This window comes from Rhodobacteraceae bacterium IMCC1335, assembly GCA_039640495.1.
In the GTDB taxonomy this organism is placed as follows: Bacteria; Pseudomonadota; Alphaproteobacteria; order Rhodobacterales; family Rhodobacteraceae; genus Thalassovivens.
Genome location: CP046864.1, coordinates 3,193,523 through 3,205,160, shown reverse-complemented (window position 1 = coordinate 3,205,160; position 11,638 = coordinate 3,193,523). Strand labels below are relative to the sequence as shown.

General features: G+C 53.9%; 9 protein-coding genes and 1 pseudogene. 6 read left to right on the top strand and 4 right to left on the bottom strand.

Annotated elements, in window-relative coordinates:
• Positions 1-28: 28 nt before the first annotated feature.
• Positions 29-1,485 (top strand): annotated as a pseudogene (locus GN241_15645) (efflux transporter periplasmic adaptor subunit).
• A gap of 3 nt (positions 1,486-1,488) precedes the next feature.
• Complete coding sequence (locus GN241_15640) at positions 1,489-4,881, top strand: AcrB/AcrD/AcrF family protein (GenBank protein XAT58666.1); 3,393 nt, start codon at positions 1,489-1,491, stop codon at positions 4,879-4,881.
• 4 nt (positions 4,882-4,885) lie between these two features.
• Here GN241_15640 and GN241_15635 read toward each other — a convergent pair whose 3' ends face one another.
• Positions 4,886-5,722 (bottom strand): hypothetical protein, encoded by an 837-nt coding sequence (locus GN241_15635; protein ID XAT58665.1) that lies wholly within the window; start codon positions 5,720-5,722, stop codon positions 4,886-4,888.
• 119 nt (positions 5,723-5,841) lie between these two features.
• Here GN241_15635 and GN241_15630 point away from each other — a divergent pair, with 119 nt between their 5' ends.
• Entirely contained in the window at positions 5,842-6,414 is a 573-nt protein-coding gene (locus GN241_15630; protein ID XAT58664.1) for a hypothetical protein, read from the top strand.
• Between the two features lie 9 nt (positions 6,415-6,423).
• Here the strand turns inward: GN241_15630 and GN241_15625 are convergent, their stop codons facing one another.
• Positions 6,424-7,380 carry a threonylcarbamoyl-AMP synthase gene (locus GN241_15625; protein XAT58663.1) on the bottom strand — a complete coding sequence of 319 codons (957 nt, stop codon included), beginning with the start codon at positions 7,378-7,380 and terminating at the stop codon, positions 6,424-6,426.
• A 113-nt stretch (positions 7,381-7,493) separates the two neighbouring features.
• Between GN241_15625 and GN241_15620 the strand changes: the two genes are divergently transcribed.
• The 3 genes from GN241_15620 to GN241_15610 all read left to right on the top strand — a co-directional run bounded on the left by GN241_15620 (position 7,494) and on the right by GN241_15610 (position 10,501).
• Positions 7,494-9,212 carry an acyl-CoA dehydrogenase gene (locus GN241_15620; protein ID XAT58662.1) on the top strand — a complete coding sequence of 573 codons (1,719 nt, stop codon included), beginning with the start codon at positions 7,494-7,496 and terminating at the stop codon, positions 9,210-9,212.
• Entirely contained in the window at positions 9,212-10,264 is a 1,053-nt protein-coding gene (locus GN241_15615) for an MBL fold metallo-hydrolase (GenBank protein XAT58661.1), read from the top strand. Before GN241_15620 ends, GN241_15615 begins: the two co-directional genes overlap by 1 nt.
• A 102-nt stretch (positions 10,265-10,366) precedes the next feature.
• Complete coding sequence (locus GN241_15610) at positions 10,367-10,501, top strand: aa3-type cytochrome c oxidase subunit IV (GenBank protein ID XAT58660.1); 135 nt, start codon at positions 10,367-10,369, stop codon at positions 10,499-10,501.
• Positions 10,502-10,578: 77 nt separating this feature from the next.
• On the opposite strand, the gene GN241_15605 is transcribed toward GN241_15610, so the two are convergent.
• Together GN241_15605 and GN241_15600 are read right to left on the bottom strand one after the other, a co-directional pair.
• Positions 10,579-10,905 carry an AzlD domain-containing protein gene (locus GN241_15605; protein XAT58659.1) on the bottom strand — a complete coding sequence of 109 codons (327 nt, stop codon included), beginning with the start codon at positions 10,903-10,905 and terminating at the stop codon, positions 10,579-10,581.
• Positions 10,902-11,612 (bottom strand): branched-chain amino acid ABC transporter permease, encoded by a 711-nt coding sequence (locus tag GN241_15600; GenBank protein ID XAT58658.1) that lies wholly within the window; start codon positions 11,610-11,612, stop codon positions 10,902-10,904. Before GN241_15600 ends, GN241_15605 begins: the two co-directional genes overlap by 4 nt.
• Positions 11,613-11,638: the final 26 nt, after the last annotated feature.

Below are 11,638 nucleotides of genomic sequence, written 5' to 3'. Positions count from 1 at the left end.
GTAACCTCTTAAAAGCTGTGGAGCCGCGATGCGATTTTTTCGAAAAAGTTTGATTGGCCTTTTGTTGTTATCCATTAGCCTTGGGTTGATCGCCTATGCGGGGCACATGGTGTCAACGGCGTTGGATGAGCGCATGGCAAAACCGGCGCGCAAGGCCAAGCAGCGCGAGCGCATCTTTACTGTGAACGTGGTCGCGGCCGAGGCGAAAACAGAAACGCCTATGTTGAGCGCGTTTGGTGAAATTCAAAGCCGTCGTACCTTGGATCTGCGGATGGGTACGGCGGGGCAAGTTGCTTATGTATCGGATAATTTCGTAGAGGGCGGTCAGGTGCAGGCGGGCGAGCTGTTGCTGCGGTTGGATGAAGCGAATGCCCGCTCTGAATTGGCGCGGGCTGAGGCCGATTTGCAGGATGCGCGGATTGAAGCAGATCAGGCGCTTAGGGCATTGGGCTTGGTGCAAGATGAACTGACCGCGGCAGTTGATCAGGCTGATCTACGTCGACGCGCCTTTGAGCGTCAAGCAGATCTGAAACAGCGCGGCGTGGGCACTGCATCCGCCGTTGAATCGGCCGAAATTGCCAGTTCATCAGCGAGTCAATCTGTATTAAGTCGCCGCAGCGCGCTGGATCAAGCAGAATTGCGCCGCGACCAAGCCACCACACGGCTTGCCCGGGCACAATTGATGTTGGAAGATGCCCAAAGGCGTTTGCAAGATACCAGTTTATTCGCCGAGTTTCCCGGCACATTGAGCGGGATTCGCCTTGTGCAAGGTGGGTTGGTCAGCCCGAATGAAAAATTGGGTAGTTTGATTGATCCCGGCCGGCTCGAAGTGGCGTTCCGCATCTCGACCGCGCAATATGCGCGTTTGATTGATGATGATGGGCGCTTGTTGGCCGCGCCGGTTCTGGTTTCGTTAAGCAGCTCTGGGGGGATCTTACGTCAAAAGCCGTGTTGAGCCGCGATAGCGGGTCGGTGGGTGATGGGCTCACCGGGCGTGTGGTGTTTGCCACGCTCGCGGATCCGCGCGGTTTAAAACCCGGCGATTTTGTGACCATTGAAGTGGAAGAGCCAGAATTGCCCTATGTGATCAGGTTACCTGCCTCTGCCGTGGATGCGGCAGGGCGCGTTCTTGTTTTGGAAGAGGATGACCGTCTTGACTCGCTTGAAGTGCGGGTGCTGCGCCGTCAGGGCGATGATGTTCTTGTCCGTTCGCGGGCTTTATCGGGGCGCGAGGTTGTTGCGCAGCGCAGCCCGGTTCTGGGCGCAGGTATCAAAGTAAAGCCCCTGCGCGCCGCCGATGGTAGGCAAATAGAAGAGCCAGCTTTGGTTGAGTTAACCTCTGACCGGCGGGCCAAGCTTATGGCTTATATTGAGGGCAATGGTTATATCCCGGCCGATGCCAAGAAGCGCATTCTAACCCAATTGCAGCAAGAAAAAGTACCCGCGCAGGTGGTTGAGCGGATTGAAAGCAGGATGGGAGGTTAAAGGATGGTGCGCGATCTTCCCAAAGCGGCTGGTGGCATTCTGGTCTATTTTACGCGGCATAAAACGGCTGCAAATCTTTTATTGGTGATTTTGATTGTGGCTGGCTTGGTGAGCATGCCGCGAATGCGATCGCAGTTTTTTCCTGATGTTGTCGTCGACAACATTGCTGTGGATGTCAAATGGCAAGGCGCTGGTGCCGAAGATGTTGACGATGGGATTGTGCAAATTTTAGAGCCGGCGCTTTTGTCGATCGAAGGCGTGACCGAGGTCAGCAGCCTGTCACGCGAAGGGCGCGCCAGCATCAGTTTGGAATTTGAACCCGGTTGGGATATGGCGCGCGCCTCGAGCGATGTTGAAACCGTTTTGGACCAGGTCAATACATTGCCCGAAGACGCGGATGATCCGAAGGTTCGCCGCGGCTCCTGGCGCGATCGCGTTACCGATTTAATCATTTCTGGCCCGTTAGAGATCGATCAATTGGCGTTGTTCGCCGATGAGCTGGTGTTGCGTTTATTTGCCGAAGGCGTCACCCGCACGACCATTCGTGGAATTGCGGCACCGCAAACGATGATTGAAGTGCCCTCGATCAATTTGATCGCCTTTGATGTCACCATGGCGCAGATCGCCGCGGCGGTTGCAGGAGAGGTCAATGCGGATCCGGCTGGCGATGTAGCCGGCGCCAATGCGCGCGTGCGCACCGGCGTTGAAAAGCGCACAGCCGCCGATATTGGCAATGTTATTTTACGGGTTAATCCGGACGGGTCAAAGCTTATGATCGGTGATGTGGCAGAGGTGCGGGTGGAAGGCACCGATCGCGAGCTTGGATATTTTGTTGGCAACAATCAGGCAATTTCAATCCGCGTTGACCGGTCTGAAAAAGGCGATGCAATCGAAATTCAAGAAACGGTTCAAAGAATATCGGACAGTCTGGCGCTAACCCTGCCAGAGGGGGCGCAGATCGAGCTTATTAGGGCGCGGGCAGATTACATATCTGGGCGTTTGAAAATTCTTCTGGAAAACGGGTTAAGCGGTCTTGGTTTGGTTTTAATTCTGTTATTTTTGTTTTTGAATGCGCGCACCGCCTTTTGGGTGGCGGCCGGCATTCCTACCGCGATGCTGGCCGCTTTGGCGATGATGTATGCTGCGGGGATCACGATTAATATGATTTCCCTATTTGCGCTGATCATCACGCTTGGCATCGTTGTGGATGATGCGATCGTGGTTGGCGAACATGCGGATCAACAGGCCCGTAAAGGCTTGGGCGCCGTGGCCGCCGCAGAAACCGCCGCCCGCCGTATGGCCTTGCCGGTTTTTGCCGCAACCACCACAACGATTATTGCTTTTTTTGGGCTGGTGGTGGTGGGAGGCCGGTTTGGAGACTTAATCGCCGATATACCCTTTACGGTTGCGGTGGTGCTTGCGGCCTCTTTTGTAGAGTGTTTTTTAATCTTGCCCAACCATATGGCGCATTCCTTAAAGCATGGCGATAAACAGCATTGGTATGATCTGCCCAGCCGGGTTGTGAATAGGGGGTTTGAATGGGTGCGTGAACACCTGTTTCGCCGGCTCATGGCTTTGGTTTTAAAGGCGCGCTATGCTATTTTGGCGGGCGCGGTTGTGTTGCTGGCCTCGCAAATTACCCTGTTTCTCTCAGGCGAGGTAAAATGGCGGTTTTTCAATGCGCCCGAGCGCTCTTCGGTCAGTGGCAATTTTTCAATGGTATCCTCGGCATCGCGCGAAGATTCATTGGCCATGATGCGCGAGATGCAGCGTGCCACGGAAGAACTGGGGCGCGAATATGAGGAGCGCCACGGGCTTAACCCTCTGGCCTATGTTGTGTCGCAAATCGGCGCCAATTCGGGCTATCCGCTCGCTAGCGCGGATACCAAAACGCCGGATCAGCTTGGGGGCATTTCAATCGAGTTGATCGATCCTGACTTGCGCTCTTATTCAAGCTTTGCCTTCGTGGGCGAGCTTCAGGATAAGGTGCGCCGGCATCCTTTGGTGGAAGAGGTGTCGTTTCGCGGGTGGCGCTCTGGTCCTGGGGGGGATGCGCTGGATGTTCAGTTTTACGGAGCTGATGCGGACACATTAAAATCAGCCGCAGAAGATTTAAAAACCGCGCTGTTGCGGTTTCCGGCCGTCTCCGCTGTCGAGGATGATTTGTCCTACGATAAAGAAGAGTTGATTCTGGAACTGACGCCGCAGGGGCAAGCGTTGGGCTTTACCATCGATGGCCTTGGACAAGTGATGCGCGGGCGGCTCAATGGGATTGAGGCGGCAAGTTATCCAATGGGCCCCCGCAGCGCCACGATACGCGTCGAGCTGCCCGAAAATGAGCTTACTGCAGATTTTATCGAACGTATGCAATTGCGTGCAAGCAGCGGCGCTTATGTGCCTTTGGCGGATATTGTCAGCGTGGTACGTCGATCGGGCTTTTCAACGGTTCGCCGTGAAAACGGCATTCGCTTGGTGTCGGTGACAGGGGATGTTTCAGAAGATAATCCTGCCGATGCACAAGAGGTTATGAGCCGCTTGGAAGCAGAGATTTTGCCAGAGATTGCCAGCTTGCGCCAAGTGGAATGGCGTCTGTCGGGCTTGGCCGAGCAAGAAGAACAGTTTTTAAATGATGCGCGTACGGGGTTGATCCTTTGCCTTACGGGGATCTACCTTGTCTTAACCTGGATCTTTTCCAGCTGGACGCGGCCAATCGTGGTGATGTCGATCATTCCGTTCGGGTTGGTTGGCACGATTTACGGGCACTATGTTTGGGATGTGCCGCTCTCAATGTTCAGCGTTGTTGGGCTGCTTGGTATGACGGGTATTATTATCAATGACTCGATCGTTTTAATAACCTCAATCGATGAATATGCAAAAGACCGTGGGCTTATTCCTTCTGTGATTGATGGGGCTGCAGACCGGCTGCGACCGGTTATGTTGACCACATTGACAACGGTATTGGGCCTCTCGCCGCTGCTTTATGAGCGATCCTCACAAGCGCAGTTTTTGAAGCCCACGGTGATCACATTGGTGTATGGGCTTGGCTTTGGCATGGTGTTGGTTTTGCTGGTTGTGCCGGCTTTGATTGCCGTTCAGCATGATATCAAACGTCATTTTGGATCGCTTTGGCGCGGTATTTCAGGGCGCGCTTTGGGTTTGAGGCGGGCCTTGCAAGGCCTAACGGCGCTGATTGTGGTTTGGTTCGGGCTCACGATGGGGGCTACTTTTCAGGGAAAAAAATTACCCGCATTTATACCCGACACCCCGCAATTCTTGTATAATTTGCCACCGGTGTTGGGGGCCTTGCTGCTGTTTTTATTGGGAACCATTTCCTTGATTGCGGTCGCATTTTTCGCCAGCTATTTGCGCGGTAACCGGCGGGGAAGTTCGGTTTAGCCGATTATTTGGGTTGCGCGGTGCAATCGCCAAGATCTGCCGCGCCCAGGCTGCCAATCACGGTGATCTGGATTTTTTGTCGGCTAATGCTGAGGGGCGCGGCGCCGGTTTCATCCGTCAGATAGCCCAGCGCCTGCAGTAGCGGGCCTTCTCGCCGCGTTGGTTCCATCATTACCCAATGATTTTGCTGCTTATATTCTATTATCAGCGTTTCACGCGCGCCCAATGAGGGGATCGCAGCGCCGATGGTGATCAAAATTGCATCTTCATGGGGTGTGAAGGCGCAGTCTAAATGTTGCAGATTTGACTGAGCCCGCGGGACGGGCTGATTTTCCAATGCAAGCAGGGTTGCCGGATCAGCGCTTCGCTGTACAGGGTCAAGCTGTTGGCTGAGGGACAAGAAGATTGGCACGCAAATATCTAGGCAAATGCCCAGCTGCGCCGAAAGTTCAAGCTTGATCGGGTGTGCGGCGTCAACAGGTGTTAATTTGATTGGCAAAACAAGATGTTCTGCATAGCCAATGGTCTCCATGTTCTCTGAGCCAAAGACAATTGGCGCGGGCCAAATCGGTTCGGCTTTTTGCAGGTTTGTTGACCCGTTGTATTCAATTTTGGGCGGATATCCATATTCGCCGGGGGCCCGCCAATAGGTTTTCCAGCCTTTGCTGAGCGTTAAATCTAAAGCTATGTAATAGTTGCCGTCACTGGCCAGCCAGCCTGGGCGCAACATCGCATTGCGCAGCCCCTCTGCCTGTGCGGGGGCAATCGAGGCAAAACATAATATAGCGGTCAAAACCGTAGACGCTATTGCCAAGTGCACATATCGTTTTAGGTATTTCATACGCTGTGCATGAAGGAAAAAATCGAATTTGCCAAGTCACGTTACGGCGAGCTATTGTGGTACAACGATCTAATAGAGTTGTTTTAGGCGGTGCGGCAAAAACGGGAAAACTGGGTTAAATGGTGAGTGTTACACAAACTTTTGACTTAACGGGCAAATTGCTCATCGCCATGCCAGGGATGGGTGATAAGCGGTTTGACAATTCCGTGATCTACCTATGTTCATATTCTGCGCAGGGCACGATGGGCTTGATATTGAACCAGCCGATGGCGCAAGCCTCTTTTGGTGGCCTATGCAAGCAGCTCTCAATTGAAAATAGCGCGCAGCGAGATATTCCGGTGCTGTGCGGTGGGCCGGTGGAGGCCAATCGTGGATTCGTGTTGCATTCGCGTGATTATCACTCGGCTGAATCGACCCAGCATCTGGGCGCGCAACTGGCCTTAACTTCTACGCGGGATGTGATTGAGGCTTTGGCCCAGGAAATAGCTCCTAATCAGGCCAGTTTGTTCATGGGATATGCAGGATGGGGTGCCGGCCAGCTTGATGCGGAAATAGCCCGCAATTCTTGGCTTTTGGCCGATGCGGAGGAAGATAAAATCCTGCATGAAGAGTATGGAAATATGTGGCATGCGGCGCTTGAGTCGATTGGCATTGATGCGCGGCTTTTATCCACGCAAGGCGGGCGCGCATAGCCAGGCGCATTATCGCGGTGCGGCGGCTCTTCGCAAACGATCATTAATCGCTTGCCCCAAGCCAATTTCGGGAATCGGCGAGACAGCGATAATTGTTTCAGGGCCTGAATCTAGGAGATGTAAGCAATGAAACAGATTGCAGGCCGCCTCGGTCAAGTTTCCGCTGGTGGATAAATTCAAGTCGCAGGCAACATCGCCGAACCCCAGCCGATTTTCATCGCCAGTCCAATCCGTTGCGTTCAGGCGCAGGCGCGCTTTTGGCGCATAATGAGAGGCCAATTGCCCGGGCGCTGAAATTAGCCCAGGCGTTTGATAGGTTTCCAAAGCTACGCCCAGATGCTGCTCAATGTCTTCGCGCGTCAGCCCGCCGGGGCGCAGCAACCGCAGCGTTGATCCTGCATTTTCAATCCCAACAATCGTGCTTTCCAAACCAACGTCGCAGGGCCCCCCATCCAAAACTGCAGAAACTGTGTTCCCCAACCCTTCAATCACATGCGCGGCGCGGGTGGGGCTGATCTGTCCTGAGGGGTTGGCAGAGGGGGCCGCAATGGCCCCGTCAAACTGTTTTAGCAAACGTTGCGCCACAGGATGGGCCGGCACACGAATGGCAACCGTTGCTGCGCCCGCCGTGACCAAAGATGAAAGAGAGGCGGCTGCAAGGCGCGGCAAAACCAAAGTCAGCGGCCCCGGCCAAAAAGCCTGTGCAAGATTTTCAGCTTGCGCATTCCACTCGGCATAGCGTTTAGCAGTGGTGATATCGCTGACATGCACGATTAAAGGGTTAAAGCTGGGGCGGCCCTTGGCTTCGAAAATATTAGCAACTGCATGCTTGTTGCTGGCATCAGCGCCCAAGCCATAAACCGTTTCGGTGGGAAAGGCCACCAGCGCGCCCTCGCGTAGCCTTTGGCTGGCGCGCGCGATGGCCGAGGGTGTGATCGGCAGTAATTCGGTTTGCGTGGATTTCATATTATGACGCCGCGTTTTCCCAAACGGTGGCTTCCTCCGCTCTGGCATTTAGGTTTTAAAATGCCCATAAAGCGAAATGCACTCTATGCCAAGCCTGCAATAAAGGAGAGATCATGCCCTATCGTGCCCCGCTCGAAGAATACCGGTTTTTACTTGATCACGTGGTGGATTATGCGCAGATCGCTGACGCGGATCGCTTTTGCGAGGCCTCAAGCGATGTGGTTGAGGCGGTGTTGAGCGAGGCCGGCCGCTTATGCGAAGAGGTGCTTGATCCGTTGCAGCGCAACGGTGACACAGATCCAGCGCGGCTGGAAAATGGCATCGTGCGCACTTCTAAAGGCTTTGCAGAAGGCTATCAGGCGATCGCAAATGGTGGCTGGGTATCGATATCTGCGAGCCCTGAATATGGCGGAATGGGGCTGCCCCTCACGGTGACCACAGCGGTGAATGAAATGATGGCCGGCGCTTGTTTGGCTTTGCAGCTCAATCCGCTGATGACGCAGGGTCAGATCGAGGCGCTTGAACATCATGCCAGCGCGCAGATTAAAGCGCTTTATCTGCCCAAATTGATTTCAGGCGAATGGTGTGGAACCATGAATCTAACCGAGCCGCAAGCCGGGTCGGATGTGGGGGCTTTACGCTGTCAAGCCAAAGATAATGGCGATGGGACCTATGCAGTCACCGGGCAGAAAATTTATATTTCTTGGGGGGATAATGATTTTTCTAAAAACGTGTGCCATTTGGTTTTGGCGCGGCTGCCGGATGGGCCCAGCGGCACGAAAGGGATTTCATTATTTTTAGTGCCCAAGTTCATTCCGGATGCTGCTGGGCAGCCCGGAGTGGCCAATAGCCTTAAAGTGATCAGTTTGGAACATAAAATGGGTTTGCATGGCAGCCCTACGGCGGTGATGCAATATGAGGGGGCACGGGGGTGGTTGATTGGGAAACCGCATGATGGCATGCGCGCCATGTTCACGATGATGAACAACGCCCGTTTGGGCGTTGGCGGGCAAGGCATTGGCGCTGCTGAGGGGGCCTACCAAAAAGCGCTATCCTACGCCAAAGAGCGCCGTCAGGGGCGCAGCATGCTGGAAAACGGCAGCGGTACGATCTTAGATCATGCCGATGTGCGCAGAATGCTCTTGACCATGCGCAGTGATATTTTTGCAGCCAGAGCGATTGCACTGGCCAATGCGGTTGCCCTTGATATGGCCTGCGCGAGCGATGATCCCGCTTGGGCGGCGCGCGCGGCTTTGTTAACGCCGATCTCTAAGGCCTTTGGTACGGAAACCGGCATCAATGTAGCGGATCTTGGTGTTCAAGTGCATGGAGGAATGGGATTTATTGAAGAAACCGGGGCCGCTCAATTCAGCCGTGATGTGCGGGTGACCGCGATATACGAGGGCACCAATGGCATTCAGTCTATGGATCTTGTGGCGCGCAAAATGATGGATGGCGGCAGAGCCGCTTATGCGCTTTTGGATGAAATCGCGGCGCATGCTGCCTTGGCAAACGCGCGGTTGCCGGATTTGGCGGCGCCGCTGGCCACTGCCTGCGAAGCGCTGCGCAGCAGCGTTGATTGGCTCGTCGAGCAACCCGATTTAAAGGATCGTTTTGCGGGCTCGGTTTCCTTCTTGAAAGCGTTTGCCCGCGTTTTGGGGGGGCATTATCATCTGAAAGCTGCCTTGGTTACGCCAGATCACGGGCCCAATTGTAAATTGGCGCGGTTTTACATGAACGCGTTATTGGGTGAATATATTGGCCTTTTGCAGCAAGCGCAGCAAGGCGCTGCAGATCTTTATGCGTTCAGTTTTGAAGAACTGACGGCGTGATGGCCAACTCTTTGCGCGCGCTTGTCACGCCTTGGGCGGAGCCGCCCGGTTTGGGAGACATGTTGGAAGTGGCACCGCGGGTGTTTTGGGCGCGGATGCCGCTGCCAATGACATTGGATCACGTGAATGTTTACGCGATAGATGATGCTAAGGGTTGGACGATCATCGACACGGGCATCAGCTCATCAAAATCGCGCGATATATGGAAAAGTTTATTGGCAGGGCCGATGGGCTCAAAACCGATAAAGCGGGTGATCGTCACGCATCATCACCCAGATCATGTGGGCCTTGCCGGATGGTTTCAAACGGAATTTGGAGCCGATTTATGGATGACGCGAACGGCATGGTTGATGGCGCGGATGCTGCGGCTTGATCCTCAGGAACGGCCCTCGCGCGAAACACTGCGCTTCTGGCAACGGGCAGGGATGCCGCAGGATATGTTTAACAGACGGGCAGCTGAACGCCCGTTTAACTTTTGCGATATGGTGTATCCGATGCCTTTGGGGTTTCGGCGGCTTCAAGATGGGGCAGAGATACAGGCCGGGGGCCGCCGCTGGCGCATTCATATCGGCCATGGTCATGCACCCGAGCATGCCACCCTCTGGAGCCAAGATGACGGTTTGATTTTGGCAGGAGATCAAATTATTTCGTCGATCAGCTCGAATTTGGGGGTGTATGCCACAGAGCCAGAGGCAGATACGGTGGGCGATTGGCTCGAGAGCTGCCAGCGTTTTAAAGAAATCGCCCGCGCGGATCATATGGTATTGTCGGGGCATAAACTGCCTTTCATTGGCTTGCCGACGCGATTGCAGCAATTGATCGACAATCATCATTCGGCCTTAAACCGTTTGCGGGCCTATCTCATTGCGCCAGCCAGCGCCCATGAGGTGTTAAAGCCCTTGTTCAAGCGCGCGATAAAAACATCTGAATATGGGTTGGCCCTAGGAGAAGCGGTTGGGCATCTAAACCATCTTTATCAGCTGGGAAAAGTCACCCGCCACCTTGGGCCGGATGGAGCCTATAGATTTCAAACGCTTGAGGAGCAGGGCTGAAACTTGGCTGCGACATTGCTACGCTTCTGCTGCGTGCGAAGAAGGGATGACACTGGCCCGTGAATCGTTTAAATGAAGAATAAATCGCGAAAGGGAAACGCAATGTCTGATCATGAACACGGTAGCATGGATACCAGCGAGCAAGAGAAAACCTTTGAAGGCTTTTTAAGCTTTTCAACCAAAACAGCAATTTATTGCATTCTGGCCCTTGTTGTTGTGGCTTTGGTAAACGGCTAAACCAGTTAAACGCTGAACGCCGTCACGGGGCCAGACAAACCCGTAAAGCGGCAGGCGCGTTGTGAACAGCCGGTGCTCTACCCCCAAAAAGATAGAATATAGAGCACGAAAAGGCCTGCCAACATCGATGCCAAAACTTTCTTGGTAAAATACGCCACAGCAAAAGTTGCCCCGGCAGCCACAAGCCGCACTGGGTCAATCGCTTCGCTTGAGGCAGGGGATATGAAAAGCATCGGTGCCACCAAGGCGGGCATGATGGAAACCGCGGTGTAACGCAGATGCCGCTTCAACCAATCGGGCAATCTGCGATCCCCAATCAAACCAAGAAATAGAAATCGCAGCGCAAAGCTGCCAAAGCCCAGCAAGATAATGACCGTCCAGATCTGAGAGCTGCTTAAAATCATGGCCGATTCGGTCTCGCAAGCAGATGGCGCTCGGTTGCAGCCCCCAGGCTCATTCCAACAAAACCTGCCATAATAAGCCCTAAATTGAAGGGCACGTCGTTAAAAACCACAGCGGCGATCGTGGCAGAGAGCGCAGCAGAAATATGCGCCGCGCTGCGCAATAACGGGGCAAAAAGCGCAATGAAGGTTAAGGGAATCGCAAAATCTAGCGGCAAATCAGCAGGAAAAGATTTCCCCAAAAACGCTCCGGCAAAGGTTGAAATATACCAAGTTGGGATAACGGGTGCAGCGGCGCCCAAGAAAAAGCGCATGCGCGCCTGCAAGGTCATTTGGGGTTCGGTCTCAAATTGCTGAAGGCTCAGCGCATAGCTTTGATCTAACGTGCTATAGGCCGCTAGGATGCGCTGTTTTAAAGGTGCTTCGCCAAGATAGGGGGTGAGCGAGGCAGAATACATCATCATTCGCAGGTTCACCGCCAAGGCCGAAAGCACAACGATAAGCGTTGGGCTGCCATCCAGCATCAATTGAAGCGCGGTCAATTGTGCAGAGCCTGCCATAACGAAAATACTAAAACTTAACGCCTCGATAACGCTGAGTCCGGCATTGCTGGCGATCGTTCCAAATACCAGGCCAAAAGGTCCGACGATGAAAATGAATGGCAGGGCTTGCTTAAGACCCAATTGGAAATAATTTTTTGCATGGGCCATGGACTTGCGCCGGATGTAAGGTCAAC

Coding starts and splice junctions, on each gene's coding strand:
- GN241_15630 (XAT58664.1), top strand. CDS start 5,842: ATGGTGAGTGTTACACAAACTTTTGACTTAACGGGCAAATTGCTCATC.
- GN241_15600 (XAT58658.1), bottom strand. CDS start 11,612: ATGGCCCATGCAAAAAATTATTTCCAATTGGGTCTTAAGCAAGCCCTG.
- GN241_15640 (XAT58666.1), top strand. CDS start 1,489: ATGGTGCGCGATCTTCCCAAAGCGGCTGGTGGCATTCTGGTCTATTTT.
- GN241_15610 (XAT58660.1), top strand. CDS start 10,367: ATGTCTGATCATGAACACGGTAGCATGGATACCAGCGAGCAAGAGAAA.
- GN241_15605 (XAT58659.1), bottom strand. CDS start 10,905: ATGATTTTAAGCAGCTCTCAGATCTGGACGGTCATTATCTTGCTGGGC.
- GN241_15635 (XAT58665.1), bottom strand. CDS start 5,722: ATGAAATACCTAAAACGATATGTGCACTTGGCAATAGCGTCTACGGTT.
- GN241_15625 (XAT58663.1), bottom strand. CDS start 7,380: ATGAAATCCACGCAAACCGAATTACTGCCGATCACACCCTCGGCCATC.
- GN241_15615 (XAT58661.1), top strand. CDS start 9,212: ATGGCCAACTCTTTGCGCGCGCTTGTCACGCCTTGGGCGGAGCCGCCC.
- GN241_15620 (XAT58662.1), top strand. CDS start 7,494: ATGCCCTATCGTGCCCCGCTCGAAGAATACCGGTTTTTACTTGATCAC.